Annotated in this window: 29 protein-coding genes and 1 pseudogene; 21 read left to right on the top strand and 9 right to left on the bottom strand. The window is 41.8% G+C overall.

Annotated elements, in window-relative coordinates; genetic code table 11:
• The first annotated feature begins 64 nt into the window (after positions 1–64).
• From dnaJ to thiI, 6 genes are all read left to right on the top strand, one after another.
• Positions 65–1,240, top strand: coding sequence for a molecular chaperone DnaJ (gene dnaJ, locus H8Z82_RS09370; RefSeq protein WP_019162429.1), 1,176 nt, complete (start codon positions 65–67; stop codon positions 1,238–1,240).
• Positions 1,241–1,387: 147 nt separating this feature from the next.
• Positions 1,388–2,065 (top strand): phosphatase PAP2 family protein, encoded by a 678-nt coding sequence (locus H8Z82_RS09365; RefSeq protein WP_019162428.1) that lies wholly within the window; start codon positions 1,388–1,390, stop codon positions 2,063–2,065.
• 33 nt (positions 2,066–2,098) lie between these two features.
• Entirely contained in the window at positions 2,099–3,052 is a 954-nt protein-coding gene (prmA, locus tag H8Z82_RS09360; RefSeq protein WP_186994959.1) for a 50S ribosomal protein L11 methyltransferase, read from the top strand.
• 4 nt (positions 3,053–3,056) lie between these two features.
• Positions 3,057–3,806, top strand: coding sequence for a 16S rRNA (uracil(1498)-N(3))-methyltransferase (locus tag H8Z82_RS09355; RefSeq protein WP_186994958.1), 750 nt, complete (start codon positions 3,057–3,059; stop codon positions 3,804–3,806).
• Between the two features lie 28 nt (positions 3,807–3,834).
• Positions 3,835–4,989 carry a cysteine desulfurase family protein gene (locus tag H8Z82_RS09350; protein ID WP_186994957.1) on the top strand — a complete coding sequence of 385 codons (1,155 nt, stop codon included), beginning with the start codon at positions 3,835–3,837 and terminating at the stop codon, positions 4,987–4,989.
• 18 nt (positions 4,990–5,007) lie between these two features.
• On the top strand, positions 5,008–6,189 hold the full coding sequence (gene thiI / locus H8Z82_RS09345; protein WP_019162424.1) for a tRNA uracil 4-sulfurtransferase ThiI: 1,182 nt from the start codon (positions 5,008–5,010) through the stop codon (positions 6,187–6,189).
• Between the two features lie 80 nt (positions 6,190–6,269).
• On the opposite strand, the gene H8Z82_RS09340 is transcribed toward thiI, so the two are convergent.
• Positions 6,270–6,506: an HPr family phosphocarrier protein gene (locus tag H8Z82_RS09340; protein ID WP_019162423.1), complete on the bottom strand. Its 237-nt coding sequence runs from the start codon at positions 6,504–6,506 to the stop codon at positions 6,270–6,272.
• A 162-nt stretch (positions 6,507–6,668) separates the two neighbouring features.
• On the opposite strand from H8Z82_RS09340, the gene mtaB reads away from it, so the two are divergent.
• From mtaB to H8Z82_RS09295, 9 genes are all read left to right on the top strand, one after another.
• On the top strand, positions 6,669–7,991 hold the full coding sequence (gene mtaB, locus H8Z82_RS09335) for a tRNA (N(6)-L-threonylcarbamoyladenosine(37)-C(2))-methylthiotransferase MtaB (protein ID WP_186994956.1): 1,323 nt from the start codon (positions 6,669–6,671) through the stop codon (positions 7,989–7,991).
• A 174-nt stretch (positions 7,992–8,165) separates the two neighbouring features.
• A complete protein-coding gene (locus tag H8Z82_RS09330; RefSeq protein ID WP_019162421.1) occupies positions 8,166–8,438 on the top strand; it encodes an IreB family regulatory phosphoprotein in 273 nt (90 codons plus the stop codon).
• 1 nt (position 8,439) lies between these two features.
• On the top strand, positions 8,440–8,862 hold the full coding sequence (ruvX, locus tag H8Z82_RS09325) for a Holliday junction resolvase RuvX (RefSeq protein ID WP_019162420.1): 423 nt from the start codon (positions 8,440–8,442) through the stop codon (positions 8,860–8,862).
• A gap of 9 nt (positions 8,863–8,871) precedes the next feature.
• The gene (locus H8Z82_RS09320) at positions 8,872–9,132 is read left to right on the top strand and encodes a DUF1292 domain-containing protein (RefSeq protein ID WP_019162419.1); all 261 of its coding nucleotides are present in this window, start codon (positions 8,872–8,874) and stop codon (positions 9,130–9,132) included.
• A 309-nt stretch (positions 9,133–9,441) separates the two neighbouring features.
• Positions 9,442–11,136: a ribonuclease J gene (locus tag H8Z82_RS09315; protein WP_408610017.1), complete on the top strand. Its 1,695-nt coding sequence runs from the start codon at positions 9,442–9,444 to the stop codon at positions 11,134–11,136.
• 5 nt (positions 11,137–11,141) lie between these two features.
• Positions 11,142–11,489, top strand: a complete 348-nt coding sequence (locus H8Z82_RS09310) for a YlbF family regulator (RefSeq protein ID WP_019162417.1) — start codon at positions 11,142–11,144, stop codon at positions 11,487–11,489.
• 21 nt (positions 11,490–11,510) lie between these two features.
• On the top strand, positions 11,511–11,924 hold the full coding sequence (locus H8Z82_RS09305; RefSeq protein ID WP_186994955.1) for an endolytic transglycosylase MltG: 414 nt from the start codon (positions 11,511–11,513) through the stop codon (positions 11,922–11,924).
• Positions 11,921–12,565 (top strand): O-methyltransferase, encoded by a 645-nt coding sequence (locus H8Z82_RS09300; RefSeq protein WP_186994954.1) that lies wholly within the window; start codon positions 11,921–11,923, stop codon positions 12,563–12,565. The genes H8Z82_RS09305 and H8Z82_RS09300 overlap by 4 nt, the downstream gene beginning before the upstream one ends.
• A 5-nt stretch (positions 12,566–12,570) precedes the next feature.
• Complete coding sequence (locus H8Z82_RS09295) at positions 12,571–13,794, top strand: peptidase U32 family protein (RefSeq protein ID WP_186994953.1); 1,224 nt, start codon at positions 12,571–12,573, stop codon at positions 13,792–13,794.
• Positions 13,795–13,831: 37 nt separating this feature from the next.
• On the opposite strand, the gene sigK is transcribed toward H8Z82_RS09295, so the two are convergent.
• Entirely contained in the window at positions 13,832–14,461 is a 630-nt protein-coding gene (sigK, locus tag H8Z82_RS09290) for an RNA polymerase sporulation sigma factor SigK (RefSeq protein WP_019162413.1), read from the bottom strand.
• A gap of 177 nt (positions 14,462–14,638) precedes the next feature.
• Here sigK and H8Z82_RS09285 point away from each other — a divergent pair, with 177 nt between their 5' ends.
• Entirely contained in the window at positions 14,639–15,595 is a 957-nt protein-coding gene (locus tag H8Z82_RS09285) for a tRNA dihydrouridine synthase (protein ID WP_186994952.1), read from the top strand.
• On the opposite strand, the gene H8Z82_RS09280 is transcribed toward H8Z82_RS09285, so the two are convergent.
• The 5 genes from H8Z82_RS09280 to H8Z82_RS09260 all read right to left on the bottom strand — a co-directional run bounded on the left by H8Z82_RS09280 (position 15,596) and on the right by H8Z82_RS09260 (position 19,809).
• The gene (locus H8Z82_RS09280; RefSeq protein WP_186994951.1) at positions 15,596–16,027 is read right to left on the bottom strand and encodes a Fur family transcriptional regulator; all 432 of its coding nucleotides are present in this window, start codon (positions 16,025–16,027) and stop codon (positions 15,596–15,598) included.
• A 190-nt stretch (positions 16,028–16,217) separates the two neighbouring features.
• Positions 16,218–17,201 carry a bile acid:sodium symporter family protein gene (locus tag H8Z82_RS09275; protein WP_186994950.1) on the bottom strand — a complete coding sequence of 328 codons (984 nt, stop codon included), beginning with the start codon at positions 17,199–17,201 and terminating at the stop codon, positions 16,218–16,220.
• Positions 17,202–17,204: 3 nt separating this feature from the next.
• Positions 17,205–18,044: a pantoate--beta-alanine ligase gene (gene panC / locus H8Z82_RS09270; protein WP_186994949.1), complete on the bottom strand. Its 840-nt coding sequence runs from the start codon at positions 18,042–18,044 to the stop codon at positions 17,205–17,207.
• A 109-nt stretch (positions 18,045–18,153) separates the two neighbouring features.
• Positions 18,154–18,546 carry an aspartate 1-decarboxylase gene (gene panD / locus H8Z82_RS09265; protein ID WP_173684005.1) on the bottom strand — a complete coding sequence of 131 codons (393 nt, stop codon included), beginning with the start codon at positions 18,544–18,546 and terminating at the stop codon, positions 18,154–18,156.
• Positions 18,547–19,371: 825 nt separating this feature from the next.
• Positions 19,372–19,809, bottom strand: a complete 438-nt coding sequence (locus tag H8Z82_RS09260; RefSeq protein ID WP_015541390.1) for a MerR family transcriptional regulator — start codon at positions 19,807–19,809, stop codon at positions 19,372–19,374.
• A gap of 118 nt (positions 19,810–19,927) precedes the next feature.
• Here H8Z82_RS09260 and H8Z82_RS09255 point away from each other — a divergent pair, with 118 nt between their 5' ends.
• The 4 genes and pseudogenes from H8Z82_RS09255 (at position 19,928) to H8Z82_RS09240 (ending at position 22,303) form a co-directional block, all read left to right on the top strand.
• Positions 19,928–20,926: an alpha/beta hydrolase gene (locus H8Z82_RS09255; RefSeq protein ID WP_186994948.1), complete on the top strand. Its 999-nt coding sequence runs from the start codon at positions 19,928–19,930 to the stop codon at positions 20,924–20,926.
• A 124-nt stretch (positions 20,927–21,050) separates the two neighbouring features.
• Positions 21,051–21,236 (top strand): annotated as a pseudogene (locus tag H8Z82_RS17565) (DapH/DapD/GlmU-related protein); the annotation flags it as partial.
• Between the two features lie 2 nt (positions 21,237–21,238).
• Positions 21,239–21,781 (top strand): flavodoxin family protein, encoded by a 543-nt coding sequence (locus tag H8Z82_RS09245; protein WP_186994947.1) that lies wholly within the window; start codon positions 21,239–21,241, stop codon positions 21,779–21,781.
• 45 nt (positions 21,782–21,826) lie between these two features.
• A complete protein-coding gene (locus tag H8Z82_RS09240; RefSeq protein ID WP_119234413.1) occupies positions 21,827–22,303 on the top strand; it encodes a flavodoxin in 477 nt (158 codons plus the stop codon).
• Here the strand turns inward: H8Z82_RS09240 and H8Z82_RS09235 are convergent.
• Entirely contained in the window at positions 22,254–23,108 is an 855-nt protein-coding gene (locus tag H8Z82_RS09235; protein WP_186994946.1) for a LysR family transcriptional regulator, read from the bottom strand. The genes H8Z82_RS09240 and H8Z82_RS09235 overlap by 50 nt on opposite strands.
• Positions 23,109–23,255: 147 nt before the next feature.
• On the opposite strand from H8Z82_RS09235, the gene H8Z82_RS09230 reads away from it, so the two are divergent.
• Entirely contained in the window at positions 23,256–24,095 is an 840-nt protein-coding gene (locus H8Z82_RS09230; protein ID WP_186994945.1) for an aldo/keto reductase, read from the top strand.
• A gap of 270 nt (positions 24,096–24,365) precedes the next feature.
• On the opposite strand, the gene H8Z82_RS09225 is transcribed toward H8Z82_RS09230, so the two are convergent.
• Complete coding sequence (locus H8Z82_RS09225; protein ID WP_118516157.1) at positions 24,366–25,247, bottom strand: LysR family transcriptional regulator; 882 nt, start codon at positions 25,245–25,247, stop codon at positions 24,366–24,368.
• Positions 25,248–25,356: the final 109 nt, after the last annotated feature.

Below are 25,356 nucleotides of genomic sequence, written 5' to 3'. Positions count from 1 at the left end.
ATCAGGTACTGGTGCAGCGAAGAGACAGAACAGTTGAATATAGGTATAGGAATTAATTAAAATAATGGCTGATAAGAGAGATTATTATGAAGTTTTAGGCGTGGATAAAAGCGCCGATGACGCAACACTTAAAAGAGCATACCGTAAACTGGCCAAGAAATATCATCCAGATGTAAATCCGGGAGATAAAGAGGCAGAGGCGAAATTTAAAGAAGCAACAGAGGCTTATACTATCTTAAGTGACCCGGATAAGAGGAGACAGTATGATCAGTTTGGTCATGCAGCTTTTGAAAACGGCGGCGGTGGTGCCGGCGGCGGTTTTGGAGGGTTTGATTTTAACGGTGCTGATATGGGCGATATCTTCGGCGATATTTTCGGCGATTTATTTGGCGGCGGCGGAAGAAGCAGACGTGCCAATAATGGACCGATGAAAGGTGCGAACCTTCGTGCACGTGTTAATATTACTTTTGAAGAAGCTGTCTTTGGCTGCGAAAAAGAACTGGAGATCGTACTGAAGGATGAGTGTACCACCTGTCATGGAACAGGTGCAAAGCCAGGTACTTCACCGGTAACCTGTCCGAAATGTAACGGAGAGGGTCAGGTAGTATTTACCCAGCAGTCCATGTTTGGAATGGTGCGTAATGTACAGACCTGTCCGGACTGTCATGGAACAGGTAAGATCATTAAAGATAAATGTACAGCATGCCGTGGAACCGGTTATACATCTTCCAGAAAGAAAATCCAGGTATCTGTACCTGCAGGTATTGACAATGGTCAGAGTATCCGTATCAGAGAGAAGGGGGAACCGGGAACAAACGGAGGCCCAAGAGGCGATCTGCTTGTAGAAGTAAATGTTGCCCGTCATCCGATTTTCCAGAGACAGGATATGAATATTTTCTCCACTGCACCTCTTACCTATGCACAGGCTGCTTTGGGCGGTACAGTGCGGATCAATACAGTAGACGGGGAAGTTGAATATGAGGTAAAACCTGGAACTCAGACAGATACCAGAATCCGTCTGAAGGGCAAAGGTGTGCCGTCACTGAGAAATAAGAATGTCCGTGGAGATCACTATGTGACTCTGGTAGTACAGGTTCCTACAAATCTGAATGAAGAGGCAAAGGAAGCACTGCGCAAGTTTGATGAAGCCTGTGGTAACCGTCCGAAGGAAACTGCGGATGGCAGTGAAAAGAAGAAAAAAAGCTTTATGGATAAATTAAAAGAAACTTTTGAAGACTAATATTTCAAAAAATATATCCTATAATGAAAAATAAAAATCAAGAAAAGAGGGGAAACCTCTTTTCTTTTTTTGAGTGTTCGTGTATAGTGAATAGTAATGGGCAAAAATGTCCTGTAACCTGAGACTTGGTATGCATATAGGCTGAATATGAAAAAAAAGTTTGAAGATTTTATAAAAAAATATCTTCCGGGATGGGCAATTCTTCCGTTGGTCACCATTGTAGTGCTGAATTGCCTGATTTACTGGGGCAGTGATCAGCTTACCTCGGGAAGATATCATTATGACTTTACCGGCACACTGGACCGCATGGTACCATTGGTTCCGGCATTTATCTGGATTTATATTCTGGCATTTCCATTCTGGGCAGTGAATTATATATTAGCTGCCCAGAGGGGAAAGGATCAGTTTTACCGGTTTGTGGCCACAGATCTGACCATTCATCTGACCTGTTTTGTGATTTTTCTGATTCTTCCGACTACCAATGTAAGACCGGAAATTACAGGAAACTCCTGGTCAGAACAGATGCTGCAGTTGGTTTATGCCATGGATGGAGGTAACAGCCCTTCGAATCTGTTTCCATCTATTCATTGTTATGTGAGCTGGCTGAGCTGGCGTAGTGTTCACAAATCTGAGAAAATACCGGAATGGTATCAGCATTTTTCTCTGATCTTTGCAATATTGATCATTATTTCCACACAGGTGCTGAAACAGCATTATCTGGTGGATGCAGTGGCGGGAGTGGTGCTGGTGGAGCTTGCATGGAATTTTTATAAAAAGGGAAACAGGCATCAGATCGTTAAGAAAATTTTCAGGGAAAAAATATAGGATAAATATAGGATAAAGAAATGGAGACAAATTATGAAGTGGAACCGTTTTACATTAAAAACAAAAACAGATGCAGAGGATATGGTGATCTGTACTCTGGCAGAACTAGGGATTGAAGGAGTGGAGATCCAGGATAAGAAGCCACTTACGGAAGAGGATAAGGCACAGATGTTTGTGGATATTATGCCTGAAGGACCTGCAGATGACGGGATTGCCTATCTGAATTTCTATCTGGAGGAGGATGCTGATAAGGATGCGATTCTGAAGGATGTGCGTGCTGCCCTGGATGAGCTGAAAAGCTACATGGATATCGGAGAAGCCACCATTGAGGAATCCCAGACAGAGGATAAGGATTGGATCAATAACTGGAAACAATATTTCCATCAGTTTTATGTAGATGATATTCTCATTGTACCATCCTGGGAAGAGGTAAAGGCAGAGGATCAGGATAAAATGATCCTTCATATTGATCCGGGTACAGCTTTTGGTACAGGTATGCATGAGACTACACAGCTGGTGATCCGTCAGTTGAAGAAATATGTAACACAGGATACAGAGATGCTGGATGTGGGAACCGGAAGCGGAATCCTTGGAATTGTAGCTATTAAGCTGGGGGCAAAGCATGTGCTGGGAACAGACCTGGATCCCTGCGCAGTTCCTGCTGTGGCTGAGAATAAAGAAGTCAACGGTATTCCGGAGGAAGCCTTTGACATGATGATCGGAAATATCATTGATGATAAAGATGTACAGGATCAGGCAGGATACGAGAAATATGATATTGTGACAGCCAATATCCTGGCAGATGTACTGATTCCGCTGACACCAGTCATCGTGCACCAGATGAAGAAGGGAGCATATTATATTACTTCTGGTATTCTGGATGTAAAGGAAGAGGTAGTTGTGGAAGCTGTAAAAGCAGCAGGACTGACAGTAGTAGAGGTTACTCATCAGGGTGAATGGGTTTCTGTGACAGCCAGAAAGGACTGAATCTATGCAGCGCTTTTTTGTAGAAACTTATCAGATTGAGGAAGAGAATCACTGTATCCATGTTACTGGAGCAGACGTAAATCATATTAAAAATGTTCTCCGTATGAAGCTGGGAGAGGAACTCTGGATCAGTGACGGTGGAACAAAGGAATATCGCTGTGAGATCGAGGGGCTGGGAGATGAGGAGGTACTGCTTCATATTATCTACGCCCAGGAGCCGGATTATGAGCTGCCCAACCGGATCTATCTTTTTCAGGGACTGCCAAAAGCAGACAAAATGGAGCTGATCATTCAGAAAGCAGTGGAGCTGGGAGCTTATGCAATTGTACCGGTGGAAACAAAACGCTGTGTTGTAAAGCTGGATGAAAAAAAGGCTGCCAAAAAGACTGCCCGTTGGCAGCAGATTGCAGAGAGTGCGGCAAAACAGTCCAAACGAATGCTGATTCCGAAAATTCATGAGGTGATGAGTTTTCAGGATGCATTAAAGCTGGCAGAAGAACTGGATATCCGTCTGATCCCCTATGAGCTGGCCAAAGGAATGAAGGAAACAAAGGAAATCCTGAATCAGATCCGTCCCGGACAGTCTGTGGGAATTTTTATTGGGCCGGAAGGCGGATTTGAGGAAAATGAGGTAAGCCAGGCTCTGGAAAAAGGTGCACAGGCAATTACTCTGGGAAGGAGAATCCTTCGTACAGAAACTGCAGGACTGGCAATTCTGTCTGTATTAATGTTTCAGCTGGAAAATGACCAATGACAGCCAAATAGTGGAGAGATAATAAGAAATGGAAGTATATTTTGACAATTCAGCCACTACCTGCTGCTATGAGGCAGTGAAGGATATTGTGGTGAAAACAATGATGGAGGACTTTGGAAATCCGTCGGCCATGCATCAGAAAGGTGTAGATGCAGAGCAGTATGTAAAGAAATCAGCCCGGACACTGGCGCAGCTTTTAAAGGTGGAGGAAAAGGAAATACTTTTTACCTCCGGGGGAACAGAGTCCAATAACCTGGCACTGATCGGAGGTGCCATGGCAAATAAACGCAGTGGAAACCATATTATTACAACAGCAGTGGAGCATGCGGCAGTAAGCCAGCCGGTAGCTTTTCTGAGAGAGCAGGGCTTCGAGGTAACAGTACTTCCTGTGGATAAAGATGGTGTGGTAAAGCTGGAGGCTCTGGAGAAGGCATTAAGGCCGGATACGATCCTGGTTTCCATTATGATGGTAAATAATGAAGTGGGAGCAGTGATGCCGGTAGAAAAGATAGGGGCATTGATCCAGGAGAAAAGTCCGAAGGCTCTTTATCATGTAGATGGAATACAGGCTTTTGGAAAATACAGGATTTATCCTAAGAAATGGGGAATTCACTTGTTGTCTGTCAGTGGACACAAGATTCACGGACCCAAGGGTGTGGGATTTTTGTATATCAACAGCAAGGCAAAGGTGCAGCCTTTGATTTTGGGTGGTGGACAGCAGAATGGGATGCGTTCCGGAACAGATAATGTACCTGGCATTGCAGGCCTGGGAGTGGCGGCAGAGTTAAGCTACAGGGATCTGGAACAGAAGACGGAGCATCTGTATCAGCTGAAAGAAAGGCTTGCGGAAGGACTTTCAGGGATGGAAGATGTGGTGATTAATGGAATGCCATTGCGTGAAGGTGCCCCCCATATTATGTGTGTCAGCTTTTTGGGAATCCGCAGTGAAGTACTTCTTCATACATTGGAGGACAGAGGTATTTATGTATCTGCAGGAAGTGCCTGCTCCAGCCATAAGAGAAAACCCAGCGCCACACTTTCAGCCATGGGAATGAGTAATGGACAGATTGAAAATACTGTGCGGTTCAGCTTTTCAGAGGAAAATACTTTTGAAGAGATTGATTATTGTCTGGAAGTTTTGAAGGAAGTACTTCCCATGCTGAAACGCTACGCACGCAGATAAAAGGAAAAGGAGAAAAATATGATATTTCACGCATTTTTGATAAAATATGCAGAAATTGCTATCAAAGGCAAGAACAGATATATGTTTGAAGATGCCCTTGTTCATCAGATGAATATTGCTCTTTCAAAGATAGAAGGAGAATTTGAGGTAAAAAAGGAACAGGGAAGAATCTATGTATTTTGCCCGGAACAATATGATTATGAGGAGACGGTGGAAACTCTTCAGAGAGTGTTCGGTATTGTAGGAATCTGCCCGGTTGTGATTTATGAGGATCAGGGTTTTGAGCAGATGGCAAAAGACGTTGTTTCCTATATGAAGGACTGCCATCCGGACTATAGTGGAACCTTCAAGGTATATACCCGCAGAGCCAGAAAATCTTACCCTGTTACTTCTATGGAAGTAAGTGCGGAAATAGGCGGACGTATTCTGGATGAATTTCCGGATGCCAGTGTGGATGTACACAGTCCGGAGCTGACCATTTCTGTGGAAATCCGTGATAAGATCTATGTATATTCCCAGACCATCAAAGGTGCAGGCGGTATGCCTATCGGAACCAATGGAAGAGCAATGCTGCTTCTTTCCGGCGGTATTGACAGTCCGGTAGCCGGCCATATGATCGCGAAGCGTGGAGTAAAGATTGATGCGGTATATTTTCATGCACCGCCTTATACCAGTGAGAGAGCAAAACAGAAGGTAGTTGATCTGGCAAAGCAGGTGGCAAAGTTCAGTGGACCGATCCGTCTCCATGTGGTGAATTTCACAGATATTCAGCTGTATATTTATGATCAGTGTCCTCATGATGAGCTGACTATTATTATGCGCCGCTATATGATGCGTATTGCAGAGCATTTTGCAAAAGAGAGAAAATGTCTGGGACTGATCACAGGTGAGAGTATCGGACAGGTGGCAAGCCAGACCCTGCAGAGTCTTGCAGCTACCAATGAGGTATGTACACTTCCGGTTTACCGTCCGGTGATTGGATTTGATAAGCAGGAGATCGTGGAACGATCCTGGGAGATCGGTACCTATGAGACATCTATTCAGCCATTTGAAGACTGCTGTACGATTTTTGTTGCCAAGCATCCGGTGACCAAACCCAATCTGAATGTGATCCACCGTTCAGAAACAAAACTGGCAGAGAAGATTGATGAATTGATGAAAACAGCTCTGGATACTGTGGAGATCATAGAGGTTGAATAGGATATGATCCTGTTCAACCCAAACAAAAAGAGGAACTGATAATCAGTTCCTCAGCAGCTGCTAAAATAAATATAACGGAATTATTCAGTAACATATTTGCTGACAATTGCCATAACGGTATCAAGAGCAGCTCCATCAGCATGGATGTTTAAGTCGATTGGTTTGGATAAATCAAGACTGAAAATACCCATAATAGATTTTGCGTCGATTACATATCTTCCGGATACTAAATCGAAATCGCAGTCGAATTTGCTGATTTCATTAACGAATGCTTTCACTTTATCAATAGAGTTCAGTGAGATTTTTACTGTTTTCATTATGAGAACCTCCCTTTAGAATATTAATGCTGATTGATTTTCTATCAGCTTACAGTTTTCATCTTAACGTTCTACAGGAGAAAAGTCAAGGTGAAAAGGGATAAAATTTCCAGAAAGATTTAGTGAATATGTATAAATTTAAAAAAAATTCAGGAGGAGATAATGAAGAAAAAAGCCGCACTTCACAATTTAGGCTGTAAAGTGAATGCCTATGAAGTAGAAGCCATGCAGCAGCTTCTGGAGAAGGCCGGTTACGAGATTGTGCCTTTTGAACCGGGAGCAGATGTATATCTGATCAATACATGTACGGTGACGAATATTGCAGACAGAAAATCCAGGCAGATGCTGCATAAAGCAAAAAAAATGAATCCGGATGCCATTGTGGTGGCAACAGGATGCTATGTGCAGACAGATGAGGGAAAACTGGATAAAGACGAAGCTGTGGATCTGATTCTTGGTAATAATCAGAAGAAACAGATTGTAGAGGTGCTGGAGGAATATGAGCGTCAGCACAAAAAACAGAAGCATGTGATCAAAATTAACCAGACAAAGGAATATGAAGAGCTGGAGATCAGTCATACAGCAGAGCATGTGCGTGCCTATATCAAGGTACAGGATGGATGCAATCAGTTCTGTACTTACTGTATCATTCCCTATGCCAGAGGCAGGGTGCGCAGCCGTAAGATTTCCCAGGTCATAGAGGAAGTTCAGGCATTGGCTGTAAGAGGGTACAAAGAGGTAGTCCTTACAGGGATTCATCTGTCTTCTTATGGCTTGGACTTTCCGGAAGAAGAACGGGAGACACTGCTTTCTCTGATTCAGGCTGTTCATGAGGTTCAGGGAATACAGAGGATCAGGCTGGGCTCACTGGAGCCAAGGATCATTACAGAGGAGTTTGCCAGAACAATTTCTGCTTTGCCGAAAATGTGTCCGCATTTTCACCTGTCCCTTCAGAGCGGATGTGATGCTACACTGGAGAGAATGAACCGGAGATATACAAGCACAGAATATGCGGAAAAATGTACATTGCTCAGAAAGTATTTTGATAATCCTGCACTGACTACAGATGTGATCGTAGGTTTCCCCATGGAAACAGAAGAAGAATTCAGGATGTCCCGTGATTTTGTGGACAGTATCCATTTTTATGAGACCCATATTTTCAAATATTCCAGACGGCATGGAACAAAGGCAGCTGCAATGGATGGACAGCTGACAGAGTCTAAAAAGGCGATCAGAAGTGATGAGATGCTGGCATTGAATGAAAAACATTCCAGAGAGTATGAGGAATCCATGTTGGGCAGAGAACTGGAGATCCTGCTGGAAGAAGAAATAGAGATGAACGGTGAGCAGTGGTATCTGGGGCATAGCAAAGAATATATAAAGGCTGTATTGAAGAAGCAGCCGCAGTATGGAATCAATGATATTGTCCGGGTAACAGCAGATGGCTTTCTGGAAAATCATATTGTTACAGTTCATACATCCTGAGCGATCCTGCAGGGAATAAATTTTGGCTACGTTACTGTGAACGGAGTGAACAGTAACAATAAATTTAGAGTTGATAAATACTGTGAATTATATTAAAATAGTATAGATATAAAAAGTAGAACGGATAGTTTTGCAATTTTTGATAATGATTAAAAAAGTAAGGACGTGAGAGAAATGGCAGAGAATAATCTGGGAAATACCCAATATTTCAGAACAAGACCGGATCAGGAGATTCAGGTAAAAGAGGTCCTGGATCTTGTGTACAATGCAATGGATGAAAAAGGATATAATCCGGTGAATCAGATCGTAGGATATATTATGTCCGGAGATCCTACTTATATTACCAGTCATAAAGGTGCCAGAAGCATGATCATGAAAGTGGAGCGTGATGAGCTGGTAGAGGAACTTTTGACAGAGTATATAAAAAACAAATCCTGGGAACGCTGATATGAGAATCCTTGGATTAGATTATGGCTCCAAAACAGTAGGGGTAGCGGTAAGTGATCCACTGGGGCTGACTGCACAGAGCGTGGAGACCATATGGCGTAAACAAGAGAATAAGCTGCGCCAGACTCTTGCTCGTATTGAAGAACTGGCAGCGGAGTACCAGGCAGAGAAGATCGTACTTGGACTTCCAAAAAATATGAATAATACCATTGGAGAGCGGGCTGAGAAAACTCTGGAGTTCAGGGAGATGCTGGAGAGACGGACAGGCCTGCCGGTTGTGATGTGGGATGAACGCCTTACCACAGTGGAGGCAGAGCGTACTTTGATGGAGGCCAGTGTGCGCAGAGAGAATCGTAAGCAATATCTGGATCAGCTGGCTGCTGTTTTTATTTTGCAGGGATATCTGGATTCTCTGCATTGTTAGGAGAATATTATGGAAAAAATCAAATTTCAGCTGGAAGACGGAACAGAAGTAGAGTTTTATGTAGAGGAGCAGACCAGAATTGGAGGAACTGCTTATCTTCTTGTGTCCGATTCCTTAGATGATGAGGCAACAGCGTATATTTTTAAAGATGTATCTGCAGAGGAGAGTCAGGAAGCCTGTTATGAGATGGTAGAGGACGAGGACGAGCTTCAGGCTGTATTTAAAGTATTTGAGCAGATGCTTGATGATGACGTGGATCTTGAAATGTAAGAATGAAAAGCTGCATAAAACAAAATACCCGGAACAGATCAGAAAAGAGGTATGGTGAGCAGCAGGAAATAAGCATGGAGGTGTAAATGCTTGAGTAACGAAAATAATTACGAATTTAATAATGAAGAACGTGGCGCCCATGAAGGACAGTCTGGACATGGAGCGAAGAGACCGTATAACAGACAGAAAAATTATAAATATAAATCCCAGCACAAAAATAATTATAACAGAAAACCAGGCTTGAACGGGGAGAGAAAACAGCAGCCGGAGAAAGAAAAAACAGGAAAACCGATTCCGTTTAAAACTCCAATCAAGGCTTCTGTAAAGAATAATCTGCGTAAATCCAGGAAACCGGCATCCAAATTGAAAATCATTCCGCTGGGAGGTCTGGAGCAGATCGGAATGAACATTACTGCCTTTGAATATGAAGACAGTATTGTAGTTGTGGACTGTGGTCTGGCTTTTCCTGAAGATGATATGCTGGGAATTGACCTGGTCATTCCGGATGTGACTTATTTAAAAGATAATATTTCCAAGGTAAAGGGGTTTGTGATCACCCACGGACATGAGGATCATATAGGAGCGCTTCCTTATGTGCTTAAGGATGTGAATGTGCCGGTTTATTCCACAAAGCTGACCATTGCTCTGATTGCCAATAAATTGAAAGAGCATAACATGACCCGCACCACCAAGTTGAAAGAAGTAAAGCATGGACAGGTGATCAATCTGGGAGACTTCTCAATTGAATTTATTAAGACTAACCACAGTATCCAGGATGCGTCTGCACTGGCTATTTATTCTCCGGCAGGAATTGTAGTCCATACCGGTGACTTTAAGGTAGACTATACACCTGTATTCGGAGATGCCATCGACCTTCAGCGTCTGGCAGAAATCGGCAAAAAAGGTGTTCTGGCACTGATGTGTGACAGTACCAATGCAGAGCGCAGTGGCTTCACCATGTCAGAACGTTCTGTGGGACATGTGTTTGATAATCTTTTCAATGAATACAAAACGAACAGAATTATTATCGCAACCTTTGCTTCAAATGTTGACCGTGTGCAGCAGATCATCAATACTGCATATCGTTTTGGCAGGAAGGTAGCAGTAGAGGGACGCAGTATGGTGAATGTTATCACAACTGCTGCGGAGCTTGGATATCTGCGCATTCCGGATCAGACTCTTATAGAGATCGATCAGGTGAAGAATTATCCGGATGAGCAGGTAGTGCTGATCACCACCGGCAGCCAGGGAGAATCTATGGCAGCCCTGTCACGTATGGCAGCTAATATTCATAAAAAGATTGTGATCAAGCCAAATGATACGATCATTTTCAGTTCCAACCCGATTCCAGGTAATGAGAAGGCAGTATCCAAGGTAATCAATGAATTATCCATGAAGGGTGCCAAGGTAATCTTCCAGGATGTACATGTATCCGGACATGCCTGCCAGGAAGAAATCAAACTGATCTATTCTCTGGTGAAGCCCAAATATGCAATTCCTGTGCATGGAGAGTACCGTCATCTGACAGCTCAGAAAAATATTGTTATGGAGCTGGGAATTCCAAAGGAGAATGTATTTGTTCTTGCTTCCGGAAATGTGCTGGAGCTTGACAGCCAGAGTGCACAGATAACCGGAACTGTACACACCGGAGCGATTCTGGTAGATGGGCTTGGCGTAGGAGATGTAGGAAATATCGTGCTTCGTGACCGTCAGCATTTGGCAGAGGACGGAATTATGATCGTAGTTGTGACCCTGGAGCGTCACAGTAATGTAGTTCTTGCAGGACCGGATATTGTGTCCAGAGGATTTGTCTATGTGAGAGAATCAGAGGATCTGATGGATAATGCCAGGGAAGTAGTGGAGAATGCGTTGGATTCCTGTCTGGAACGCAATATTACAGACTGGGGCAAGATCAAGACTGTGATCAAGGATGCTCTCAGTGAATTCCTTTGGAAACGTACAAAGAGAAGCCCTATGATCCTTCCGATCATTATGGAGGCATAATAAAAATGGAAGAGAACACATTAGAAGAAAGTATCAGCAGACTTCTGGCTTCTATAAAAGAAAGTGCTGAATATATAGAATTTGAGAAACAGAAAGAAATCCTAAGTCAGGATTCGGATCTGAAGAAGCGTGTGGATGCATTCCGGGCCAAAAACTACCGGATACAGAGCCAGTGCAGTTCAGACCAGCTTTTTGAAGTGGTAGAACAAATGGGAAAGGAATCTGCAGAGCTTCGCAGGCTTCCACTGGTAAATGCATATCTGGATGCAGAGCTTGCTCTCTGCAGGATGATCCAGAGGATTTATATGGAACTGACCGATGGAATAGATTTTGATACTCCGAATATAAGCTAAGGATCAGAAAGGAAGAGAACTATGGGTGATACTGGTGAGACAAGAGACCGGGTAGGCGCGGCGGGAGTTGCAATTGCAAGTGTCTTTTTCAAAATCGCGCTTTATATCTGTGTTATTGTCCTGTTTTTCTGGATCGGTAAATCTGCTTTTCAGTTTGGGCATGACGTATTTAATCAGCAGGCTATGAGCCCTGGTGAAGGCCAGGAGGTAACAGTTGTTATTAAAGAGGATGCTTCTCTTTATGGAATAGCAAAGACACTCCAGAAAAAGGGACTGGTGAAAAGTGCACCGGTATTTTATGTGCAGGAGAGACTTTCCACTTATCATGGAAAGCTGAAGGCAGGTACCTATTTACTGAGTACAGCTTATACTCCCAATCGGATCATGGGAATCCTTGCGGGAGATGAGGAGCAGGAAGGGGTAAGTACTTCGTGATAGTAGAGGAGCGGATGCGTACCTATATCAATTCTCTGGATAGGGGAAATACCCCATTTCTGGAGGAACTGGAACAGACAGCCCTGAGAGACAGGGTGCCTGTGATCCGAAGAGAAATGCAGAGCTTTATAAAGACGTTTCTGGCTATGAACCAGCCGGGACGCATTTTGGAGGTGGGGACAGCCATTGGCTTCTCCACACTTCTTATGTGCGAATATGGGAGAGAGGATCTGCAGATTGTAACAATAGAGAATTATGACAAAAGGATTCCTATTGCCAGGGAAAATTTCCGCAGGGCCGGACGAGAAAATCAGATCACTTTGCTGGAAGGAGATGCAGGAGAACTGCTGAAAACTCTGGAGGGACCATTTGACATGATCTTTATGGATGCTGCCAAGGGGCAATATATTCACTGGCTTCCGGATATCAGGAGGCTGATGACTAAGGGCAGTGTTCTGATTTCTGACAATGTACTTCAGGAGGGAGATATTATTGAATCTCATTACCTGGTAGAGCGCAGAAAGAGAACTATATATAAACGGATGCGGGAGTATCTGTATGAACTGAAGCATGATCCATCCTTTGTAACAACCATTCTTCCTCTGGGAGATGGAGTTACAGTCAGTGTGAAACAGGAGTAATCATTATGAGAAAAATTGAATTGCTTGTTCCTGCAAGCAGCCTTGAAGTATTAAAAATTGCTGTTATTTTTGGAGCAGATGCGGTATATATCGGAGGGGAAGCTTTTGGACTAAGAGCAAAGGCCAAGAACTTTTCCCATGAAGATATGAAAGAGGGAATTGCATTTGCCCATGAGCATGGGGTGAAAGTATATGTGACTGTAAATATCCTGGCTCATAACTATGATCTGCCAGGTGTAAGAGAATATTTGACAGAGCTTAAGGAACTGAAGCCTGATGCCCTGATCATTGCGGATCCCGGAATCTATATGTATGCAAAGGAAATCTGTCCGGAGATCGAACGCCATATCAGTACACAGGCAAATAATACGAATTATGAAACATACCGTTTCTGGTATCAGCTGGGAGCCAAGCGTGTGGTAACAGCAAGGGAGCTTTCACTTGCTGAGATCAGAGAGATCCGGGAGCACATTCCGGAGGATATGGAGATAGAGACATTTATCCACGGTGCAATGTGTATTTCCTATTCAGGAAGATGTCTGCTCAGTAATTATCTGGCTGGACGTGATGCAAATCAGGGAGCCTGTACCCATCCCTGTCGCTGGAAATATTCCATTGTGGAGGAGAAACGTCCTGGAGAATATATGCCTGTATTTGAGAATGAGAGAGGAACCTATATCTTTAATTCCAAAGACTTGTGCATGATCGAGCATATGGACGATATCATTAACAGCGGAATCGACAGCCTGAAGATAGAAGGCCGTATGAAAACCGCTCTCTATGTTGCAACTGTTGCCAGAACTTACCGCAAGGCAATAGACGACTATATGGAGAGCCCTGAGAAATATCAGGCAAATATGCCATGGTACCAGGAACAGATTTCTAACTGTACTTACAGACAGTTTACCACCGGATTTTTCTATGGAAAACCGGATGAGAATACACAGATTTATGATAATAACACTTATCAGAAGGAATATACGTATCTGGGATTTGCTGAGGCAGTGGATGAACACGGTTATGCGCAGATCACTCAGAGAAATAAATTCTCTGTAGGTGAGACAATTGAAATTATGAAACCGGACGGACAGAATGTAGCTGTCACTGTGAAGGGAATTTATGATGAGGAAGGCAATTCCATGGAAAGTGCACCTCATGCACAGCAGAAGCTGTTTATTGATTTAGGAACCGAAATCCAGGTTTATGATTTATTGAGAAGAGCAGAGTAAAAGTAAACGCAGCCAACAAATGAAACGTTGGCTGCGTTTATTCTGTCTGGGGAAAAAGCCCACGGAGTTTCTGCAAAGCAGTTTTCTCAATTCTGGAAACATAGGAGCGGCTGATACACAGCTTTTGTGCGATTTCCCGCTGAGTTTCTTCCTCCATGCCAAAGAGCCCATATCTGTAGCAGATCACCTGATATTCCTTTTCTGACAGGATTTTTTTCAGAGACTGCAGCAGATAGGTGGTATTTTCCCGGATATAACATTCTTCTACAATATCCACAGGCACGCTTTCTATTACATCTAACAGATTGATTTCATTTCCTTCTTTATCCGTTCCGATGGGGTCGTACAGAGATACTTCTTTCGAATGCTTCTTCTTAGCCCGAAAATACATCAGCAGTTCATTTTCTATACATCTGGCAGCATAGGTAGAAAGCCGGGAGGCTTTCTGTGGATTAAAGGTTGTGACAGCCTTGATCAGACCGATGGTGCCAATAGAAATCAGATCATCGGTATCCTCACCGGTTCCCTGATACTTTTTGACCACATGGGCCACCAGTCGGAGATTATGCTCAATCAGGATATTCTTTGCCTGGGAATCGCCCTCCTGATATTTTTGAAGATAATATTTTTCCTGGGATATGGACAAAGGTTTTTGAAAGGCCTTCAAATCGCTACCTCGAAGGGGATTTCTATATAGTTTATGTCCGGGACAGGGTGTTGGTGCTTTTCCAAGAAATTTTGAGCTTTTTACAATTTGCAGCGGTTGTTTCAAGTCTGCATTGAGAAAACAGAATAACTACAGTATAATGAATGAAGAGTACAATAAATACAACAGGAGAAGCACATGAAAATATATTTAGCTCCCCTTGAGGGAATCACAGGATATACATACAGAAAGGCACTTTATCAGTGTTTTGGAGGTTTTGACAAGTACTTTATTCCCTTTATCCTTCCAAATCAGAAAGGACATCTCAGCACCAGAGAAAAGAAAGATATTATGCCAGAGAATAATGAGGGAATGTATGCAGTTCCCCAGATTCTCACAAAGAATGCAGAGGATTTTATCCAGACAGCGGAAACTCTGCAGGAATACGGATATAAAGAAGTAAACCTGAACCTTGGCTGTCCGTCAAAGACCGTTGTGACGAAGGGCAGAGGTGCAGGATTTCTGGACAGGCCGGATGAACTGGACAAATTCCTGGATGAGATTTTCCGTAAATGTGATATGAAGATTTCCATCAAGACCCGTCTGGGTATGGATGATCCGGAAGAATTTGAGGATCTGCTGACGATTTATAATAAATATCCGCTGGAGGAGTTAATTGTTCACGCAAGAGTGCAGAAAGATTATTACAAAAATACGCCACGTCTGGAAACATTTGGAGAGGCTGTGGAGCACTCAAAGAGCCCGGTTTGCTATAACGGAGATATTGTCACAGCAGAAGACTGTACCAGATTACAGGAAATGTTTCCGACCCTGGACTGCATTATGACAGGCAGAGGAACACTGAAGAATCCTGCACTTGCCAGAGAAATCCGTGGCGGTGCACCTGCGTTAAAGGAAGAAATCCGCAGATTTCATGATATGATGTACAATGAGTACTGCGAAGACCTGTCCGGAGACAGAAATATCCTGTTTCGTATGAAAGAATTATGGTCTTATCTGGCACCTATGTTTACAAACAATAAAAAATATGCCAAAAAAATTAAGAAAGCAGAGAAATGTGTAGTATATGAAAATGCAGTCAGAGAACTGTTCAGCTGTGAGCAGTTGATTGGAGAAGAACCGGAAGAATCCTGATCAGAATTGTGAAGAGTCCTTCTTCTCTTCACAGTCCTGACAGATCCCGTGAAGCATATCACCACTGCACTGAAGACGGAATCCATGCTCCTGAAAGAGATGCTCCTTTAGTTCATCCATAAAGTGACAGTCCAGATGTATCACTTTACCACATTTAATGCATTTCAGATGTAGATGATTGGTACATCGTTTTTCCTCTCCTGCAAATTGGAATACTGCTTTGTCGGATTTCAGATCAGGGTATTTAATTACAATATGTTCTGCACAAAGCTTGTCCAGATAGCGATAGACAGTTGTTGTATTTACCCTAATACCCTCTTCTTTTAAATACGTTTCGATATCAGCTACACTGACAGTAGTTGCCCTCTGTTTTTTCATATATTCCAGGATAACCTGCCTTGTTTTTGTGACATATGGTTTTCGTTCAGCCATTTTGTAATATCCTCCCACTGCTATTTGCTATTATTGTATCTTGTGATTCCTTTTTCGTCAATGGAGCTTTACGGACTTACTTATTTTTGCCCCGGAATCCGTTAGCTGGCAGTAGATAAGCAAATTAGTTTCTTATCACTGTTAAGCCAGGGATTCCGGGGATTTTTTGTTTTCTACGTTCGCTTGTTATTTATGCTGCAGACACACCATTTTCACCTGTGCGTGTCCGGTTCTCTGCGCCGGAACGGCGGATTCCTGCAAAGATGGAACCTGCAATATTATGCCATACACTGAAAATAGCACCTGGAAGTGTTGCCAGTGGATTGGCTGCAAAGTTAGCTGCTGCCAGAGAAACTGCCAGTCCGCTGTTTTGCATGCCTACTTCAATAGCTATAGCTGTTGTCCGTGTATATTCTACATGGAAAATTTTTGCTGCAAGGAGTCCAAGCATCATACCACAGAAATTGTGGATCGCAACAACGCCAAGGACCAGAACTCCACAGCTTAAGATTTTTTCTGCATTAATTGCCACGATTCCGCCAATGATCATAACAATGGCAACAACAGAGATCAATGGCATAACATCTGAAACTTTATCTACATGATCTCCTGCAAGTGTACGGAGAAGAATTCCAAGAAGTACAGGAACCAGAATTACTTTTACAACAGAAAGTACCATTGCCCAGAAGGATACTTCCACCCAGGCACCTGCCAGAATGTACACAAGAAATGGAGTCATAACAGGAGCAGCCAGAGTGGAAACGATGGTCATTCCTACTGAAAGTGCAACATCACCGCCTGCAATATAGGTGATCACATTGCTGGCTGTTCCACCAGGACAGCATCCCACAAGAATCACACCCAGAGCCAGATCTGCGGGAAGATTCATAACTTTACACAATACCCAGGCTACGACTGGCATGATCGTATACTGTGCAACTGCGCCAATGATCACTTCCTTGGGCCTGGAAAAAATTGCCCGGAAGTCTTCCAGACGTATGGTCAGTCCCATACCAAACATGATCACGCCCAGAAAAACAGATGTATAATTTGTCATCCATGCAAATCTATCCCTCCAGAAAAAGGCAAGGCATGAAAAGGCAATGATGATGATTCCAATATATCTGGATGCAAAACTGCTGATTTTCCCGATTTTCTTTAAAATATTTTCCATATATTATACCTCGTAGCTGAAGTTATCGATCAGTCTTGTTTTGCCAATATAGACAGCCATTGCTACGAGAACATTATGATCAGCTTTTTCCACAGGCTGCATGGTAAGTGCATCTACCATGGAAACGTAATCGATTTTTGCCAGAGGCTCTGCCTCAATCACTGCACGCATTTTGCCGAGAAGTTCTTCTGCGGAAATACCTGCGTGAATGATTTCCTGTCCGAGTTTTACGGATCTGGACAGACAGAGAGCAGCCTTTCTCTCTTCATCGCTTAAATATGTATTTCTGGAGGATTTTGCCAGTCCGTCCTCTTCACGGATGATCGGGCAGCCTACGATTTCTATATCAAAATTCAGATCCTGGACCATTTTGCGGATGATGGCCAGCTGCTGAGCATCCTTCTGTCCGAAATATGCTCTGTCCGGGGCTACAATATGGAACAGCTTGGTTACAACTGTGCACACACCCTTGAAATGGATAGGACGTGTTTTTCCACAAAGTGTCTCAGATAATGTATCGATACTTACAAATGCATGGGGATCATGATACATTTCAGAAGGTTCAGGGCAGAAGATCAGGTCTGCGCCAAGACTCTCACAGAGTTTGCTGTCGTGTTCGAAATCTCTTGGATATGCCTCAAGATCCTCTGTCGGACCAAACTGTGTTGGATTGACAAAGTCAGACACAACTACAATGTCGTTCTGTTCTCTGCATTTTTTGATCAGACTTGCATGTCCCTCATGAAGAAATCCCATTGTTGGAACAAGACCTATAGTTTTACCTTCTTTTTTCCATGCTTTGATCTGTTTTCTTGTTTCTTCTACTGTTTTTGTTACCTGCATTGTTATCTCCTTTTTCTCGGTCAATGGACCGGTATCATAGATTTTGAGATAGCCTCTTTTCTGAATTCACTTTCATCTTATGATAGCCTCTAATCTGATATCAACGTTTTCAGGCCATGTCTTTCAGCAGACCATGTTTCTCATAATTGGTCACTCTGCTGATCTTATTCTCTTCATCTACAAATACAACTGCAGGCTTATGAGTGCGTGCCTCTTCAGGCTCATATCCTGCGTAAGCCATGATGATAATCTTGTCACCTGTGCTTACACATCTTGCTGCTGCTCCGTTCAGACAGATCATACCGCTTCCGCGTTTTCCACAGATTGTGTATGTCTCAAATCGACTGCCATTGTTCACATCTACAATCTGAACTTTCTCATATTCCAGTATTCCGGCAGCTTCCAACAGTTCTTCATCCACAGTAATGCTTCCCACATAATCCAGTTCAGCCTGGACAACAGTTGCTCTGTGGATTTTTCCTTTTAACATTTCTATTGTCATCTTATATAGTCCTTTCCTGCGGGAAAAATCAGAGTCAAGCAGCACCATAAAAAGGAAATATACCTTTATGATCTGCAAAAAAAGCGCATCAGGATACACTTTGACCCTGAAACGCTTCTGATTGATTCCCTGTATATTGAGTCCTGTTTCTGATACATAAAATACGTTTTACTATTCCATAGATTATTGGAAATCTGATTTTTTGTATCATAAATACCGGCTCGTATCTTTTAAAATTACATACATCCCTCCGTTCCCGTTTCCGGATTCCGGCTGGCTGCTTTTATATAAGATTCCAGTGATTTCAGCCAGAGTATAGTTTTGAGTCCAAATACTATCTCTGAGTGGTATTATTACATCTGGTCAGTTATTTGTCAATAAATTGTTTATTTACTGGTTACTGTTCATATACCACCATCGTGATGGGCTTTATTAATCTTACAGAGGCTTTGAAAAATTTATTTTTAATGGTTTATCTGCTGATGATTTTACCTGAATATCAGGGAGATGAAAAGTATTAACTCAACATGCACCGTATACCTATATTGATGTTATATTTTGGGAACCATTATGTTCGTTTATTGGAATCATGAAAATACTGATGACCTATTTCAAATTAGAAAAGGGCAAAAAATCGGTTACATTCATCTCTGTAGGACTCAGTATAATTGCGGTTTTGTTTTTAGCTATGGCGAGAGAGCCGTATGCGACAACAGTAACGTTCCTGTTATTGCTTATCAAAGGCATTCTGCTTTATAAGCAAGCTAAGGCAGGTCGATAAGGAGTTGATCCATACAAATTCCAGTCTGAAGAAGAAAACAAAAATCATTCATGTCCTTTGTCATATAGTTTCTGTATATTTTTTGGAAGTTTATCAGGTAACATGGCATTTATCGTATCTTCATTACCATCTTTCATTGCTGTTTCATAATACCAGCACTTAAATTTTAAGAGGGAGAGAGTTTTTTGAAGTTCCTGGATTTCAGTTTCAACAGCTGATTTTCTGGCTTCAAATAATTCTTTCCTTTTTTCATAGCTGGCGCTGCCTTCAGATACCCAGATAAAAAATTGCTTTATATCTTTGATCTCAAGCCCAGATTTCTTCAGACATTCAATGATACGAAGCGCTTCCAACTCATTATCGCTGAAATAACGGATGTTTCCTTTACGTTCCAGATTAGGGAAAAAACCTTCCTTGTCATAATATCTTAAGGTAGAAACAGGAAGACTAAACATTGCAGAGACCTGACCGATTGTATACATAAAAAACCTTCTTTCAAAATATGCTTGACCTAAAGTTAACTTTAGGTTGTATGATATTTATATCATATACTATTGTTAGTGTAATTACAAGAAATTTTGCATATGGAGGATGTTAAATATGTTAAAAACAGAAGAATTAAAGTTGGTATCTGAATGGGATAAAACTTTTCCACAGAGTGAAAAAGTAGACCATAAGAAAGTGACATTTGTAAATCGTTATGGAATCACACTTGCTGCAGATCTGTATAAGCTGAAAAATGTGTCAGGGAAATATCCTGCGATTGCCGTAAGCGGACCATTTGGTGCAGTCAAAGAACAGTGTTCTGGATTATATGCGCAGACGATGGCTGAAAAAGGATATTTAACGATTGCATTTGATCCTTCTTTTACGGGGGAAAGTGGAGGAAATCCAAGATTCATGGCCTCTCCGGATATTAATACAGAAGATTTCATGGCTGCTGTTGATTTTCTTTCTGTTCGGGAAGATGTGGATACGGATAAAATAGGAATCATTGGAATCTGCGGATGGGGTGGAATGGCTCTTAACGCAACTGCATTGGATACAAGAATAAAAGCAACTGTAGCATCTACCATGTATGATATGACAAGGGTAAATGCAAATGGGTACTTTGATTCTGAGGACAGTGAAGAAGCACGTTATGCAAAGAAACAGTCACTGAATGCCCTCAGAACACAAGAATACCGTAAAGGCGAGTATTCCAGAAGTGGTGGTTGTGTTCCACTTCCGGTTCCGGAAGATGCCCCTCTCTTCGTAAAAGATTATAGTGAGTATTATAAAGGCAGATGTTATCATAAAAGGAGCCTGAATTCCAATGGGGGCTGGAACAGTATTGGATGTATGTCATTTATGAATCAGCCAATATTAAAGTACTGTAATGAAATCAGAAGTGCAGTCCTTATCGTTCATGGAGAAAAAGCGCACAGTTATTATTTTGGAAAAGATGCTTATGAAAATATGATCAAGGACAGCAAGTACACATCCAATAAAGAGCTGCTGACAATTCCAGGGGCCGTCCATACAGATCTTTACGATAATCTGGATGTAATCCCATTTGATAAAATCCAGAAATTTTTTAAAGAAAACGGGGTTGGTTAATCATGACATTTGAAGAATATTCGAGTAATATGAAGCTCTGATTGGACATAATGCAGTACTGGCAACAATCAATCATATGGAAGATCCTGAGAAAAGAGCTGGTATGACATTTCAGCCAATTCATATTGAAAAAAATGTATGGATTGGAGCAAATGTAACGGTTCTTCCAGGGGTTACGATTGGTAAAGGTTCGATCATTGCTGCCGGAGCAGTTGTAACAAAAGATGTTCCGGCCAATATGATCGCGGCAGGAGTGCCTGCGAAAGTTATACGTAAGGTTAAAAAAGACGCTGAAAAAGGAGAAATTTAATTGTGGCAAAAAAAGTATTGATCATATCTACAAGTTTTCGAGGAGGCAGCAATTCTGATATACTCGCAAAGGAATGTGCAAAGGGAGCAAAAGAAGCTGGGCATGATGTGGAACTTCTTTCTTTGAAAGGAAAAGATATAAAATATTGTGTCGGGTGTCTATCCTGTCAGAAGACTGGAATATGTGTATTGAAGGATGATGTTGCAGATATTATGGCAAAGGTAAAGGATGCGGAGGTCATTGTCTATGCAACACCAATTTATTATTATGAGATGTGCGGTCAGATGAAAACACTTCTTGATAGATTGAATCCTTTGTATTCGACAGATTATTCATTCAGAGATATTTATATGATTGCAACTGCCGCTGAGAATGATGAAAGTGTATTTGAAAAAGCCTACAATGGTCTGCAAGGCTGGGTAGATTGTTTTGAAAAGGCTTCCTTAAAAGGCATCGTAAGTGGCGGTGGAATTGATGCTGCAAATACAGCTGCAAGCCATGTGGATGTGATGAAGAAAGCATATGAACTTGGAAAAGAATTATAAGTTTGAAAAGAGTACTATTATTTAGTCTTTGTGTGAGGTAGCATAATGAAAAGTATTTTAATTTATTATTCATACGGTGGAAATACCCGTCATGTAGCGGAGAAAGTTGCGGCTGAAATTGGCGCAGATCTTGCTGAAATTGAGACTGTCAAGCCATATACAGGAAGTTATGACCATGTGGTAGATCAGGGACAGAAAGAAGTAAACAGTGGATTTCTGCCAAAGATCAGGCAGATCAATGCAGATTTGAGCAAGTATGATACCGTTATTCTTGGAACACCGGTATGGTGGTACACGTTTGCACCCGCTATGAACAGTTTCCTTCACAGTACAGATTTATCTGAAAAATCTGTATACCCATTTGCAACGAATGGTGGATGGATAGGTCATACATTCAAGGATTTTGAGAATGCCTGCAAGGGAGCAACGGTTCATGCGGGGCTCAATGTCCGCTTTAATGAAGAAAAACAGATTACTTCTGATGACGAAATTCAAAAGTGGGCGAAACAGATTGTAAAATAGTACTCTTAGTTGAGCTGATCAGGTGATAGGTAACATTTACTTCCGGATCAGTTAAGGGAATCCGTTTCCGTCCTTTCAGAGTCTGCTCTGAGCCGGGTGCTTTACTGCTGGAAAAACATAATAATGTGGAAGTCCTGACCAATTCTTCAAACTCAAATTCATCTGTCTGTATCAGAAAGCGGGATGCTGGCATTTTGCTCTTTACCAGATTTGTCCAGAAACCGATTTCATCACGAAGAAGGCAGTTAAAACCGTTAAGCTGTGAAAGACTCAGATGTGAATGTTCTGCCAGTTTGTGTTCTTTCGGGATACAGACATATAGCTGCTCCTTAAGATAAGGGATGCAGAGAAGATTTTTATCTGAACAGGCCTGTGGCAGAATACCGATATCAGCATTGCCGGAACTGGTATTTTGAAGGATTTCATCCATATTTGTCAGTTTTGAGGAAATAATATTATCAGGAAATCTGCGTGACAGTTCAGGCAATAATGACCATAGAGGTGCAGGAGCACAGGAATGAATGGTAATCGTATGCTGATTGCGTTCAAAAGTCTGTACGGTCTGAACCACTTTTTCAGCTTCAGAAAGCAGAGACCTGGCCTGCTCTACCGCTACTTTACCGGTGGCAGTTAATTCGATACGATTTTTACCACGATGAAAGAGCGGAACACCAAAAGCATCTTCCACATCATGCATGGTTCTGGTAAGTGTCGGCTGGGAAATATGAAGTTTATCTGCAGCAGCAGATAAGGTACCACAGTCTGCGTAGGTTACAAACTGGTAAAGATCGGATAAGTCTAACATTTAGATACTCCTTTCTATTCATAATATGAATAGCAGATTCCAGAGTTGATATTGTACACATTCATTTTAACAGAATATAATTTGAGTGTAAACAGAAAACAAGAAATATCATATTTCATAAAATGAATACAAAAGGAGGACGAAACGATGGATTATATTACATTAAATAATGGTGTGAAAATGCCACAGCTTGGCTATGGCGTTTATCAGACTCCCACGGAAGAAACAGAGAGCTGCGTGCTTACTGCAATTAAAAACGGATATCGTAGCATTGATACTGCTCAGGCATATGGCAATGAAGAAGGCGTAGGTCAGGCAATTGTAAAATGCGGTCTGCCAAGAGAGGAACTTTTCATTACCACAAAGATCTGGATCAGCAATGCAGGATATGAAAAAGCAAAGGCTTCGATTGAGGAATCCTTGAAGAAATTGAAAACAGACTATGTGGATCTGCTTTTGATTCATCAGCCATTTGGCGATTATTACGGAACATACCGTGCAATGGAGGAAGCCTATAAAGCAGGCAAGGCACGTGCAATCGGCGTTTCAAACTTCTATCCGGATCGTTATATCGATATTGCACATTTCGCAGAAGTTGTTCCTGCGGTAAATCAGGTGGAAACACATGTGTTCCAGCAGCAGAAAGTGGCTCGTGAATATCTTGCAAAACATAATACACAGATTATGAGCTGGGGACCGTTTGCAGAAGGAAAAAATGATTTTTTCAATACTCCGGTACTGAAAGAAATCGGAGCAAAATATGGAAAGAGTGTAGCTCAGGTGGCACTTCGTTTCTTGCTTCAGAATGGCGTTGTTGTGATTCCAAAATCAACGCACGAAGAACGAATGCAGGAGAATTTCAATGTATTTGATTTTGTGCTGACAGATGAGGAAATGAAGCAGATGGAAGTGCTTGATACTGGAAAGAGTTTGTTCTTTTCTCATTATTCACCAGAAACGGTGGAATGGTTTATGAGTATTGTGTAACAAAGTAGCTTTATAAAGGAACAGAATCATCCGAATGTGATCAAAATTATGAAAAGACCGACAATCTCAGAAAGTGAGGACGCTGGTGGGACGATATAACACAAGGGAAACAATAAGGGAAAGCTCACCTGCGATAAATCCAGTGTTTCAAGGACTTACGGAGAATTTGATAATAAAATATAACAGTTATTAAATCGTTTAAAACAGGTGAAATCTAAATCGAAGTTTGTCTTGCTGTGTTCAAATCACAAAAAGGTCATCGTTTCACGATTATGGTAAAACGATGATCTTTTTTATTTCTTCCAGTAACAGATTAGCAACAGGAGTGAATATTTGATATTTTTTCCATATAACATACATTTTTGTATGGAGGGGCGGTGTAATCGGACGGAAGCATAAATCACTTTCTGCATTTGTTTCTACTAACTTGTCAAAGGTAAGCTCAACCCCCAGCCCTTCACGGACAAAAACGGCACCGTTATTGCAGAGATTAAATGTCGCTAATATATTAAGTCGGTCAAGGTTATCGGAACACCAACGGGGTAAATCCATTTTAGCAGACTGTTCCGAACAAAAAATAGGAATATCCAATAAGTCATCAAAGATAATAGCCTCTTTTGTGGCTAATGGATTATCCTTTCTCATTAGAACACCCCATGTATCGTATTCAGGAACTTCAAGATAATTGTATTTTGATAAATCTGGCGGTTCTACAATAAATGCCATATCCAGAAGACCACGGTCTAATCGTTCCGTTACCTGTTCGGTATCACCGCTGGTAACATGATAATGAATATTGGGATAAATGCTGCTTAACTTTTTTACAGCACGGGCAAGATACTTTACAAGATAAGATTCTGCACAGCCAATATAAATATCACCGCCTGTGATATCATCCATTGCCTGAAATTCGTTTGTGATTTTGTCAGCCAAGGCCAGTAAATCTTCTGCTCTTTTTCGTAGAAGCATACCCTCATCAGTAAGACTGACGCTGGTGCTGCCACGCTTAAATAATTTTTTGCCAAGCTCTTGTTCCAGATCCTTCATCTGCTTAGAGAGCGTTGGCTGTGTAACATGAAGTCTTTCAGCAGCTCTTGACATATTTCCTTCACGTGCAATTTCAAGAAAATAGCGAAGTACACGAATTTCCATAGTACAACCTCCAACCTTTTTTATTATCCTATACTCAAATGATATTCCTGTCAAGAATATCGTGATATGAATTATAAGTATTAGATATATCGTTTGAAGAATGTATAAT

Source organism: Blautia difficilis, assembly GCF_014297245.1.
Classification (GTDB): Bacteria; Bacillota; Clostridia; order Lachnospirales; family Lachnospiraceae; genus Blautia_A; species Blautia_A difficilis.
Note: the sequence above shows the minus strand (reverse complement) of the source record. Positions and strands in the feature narration are given on the sequence as shown.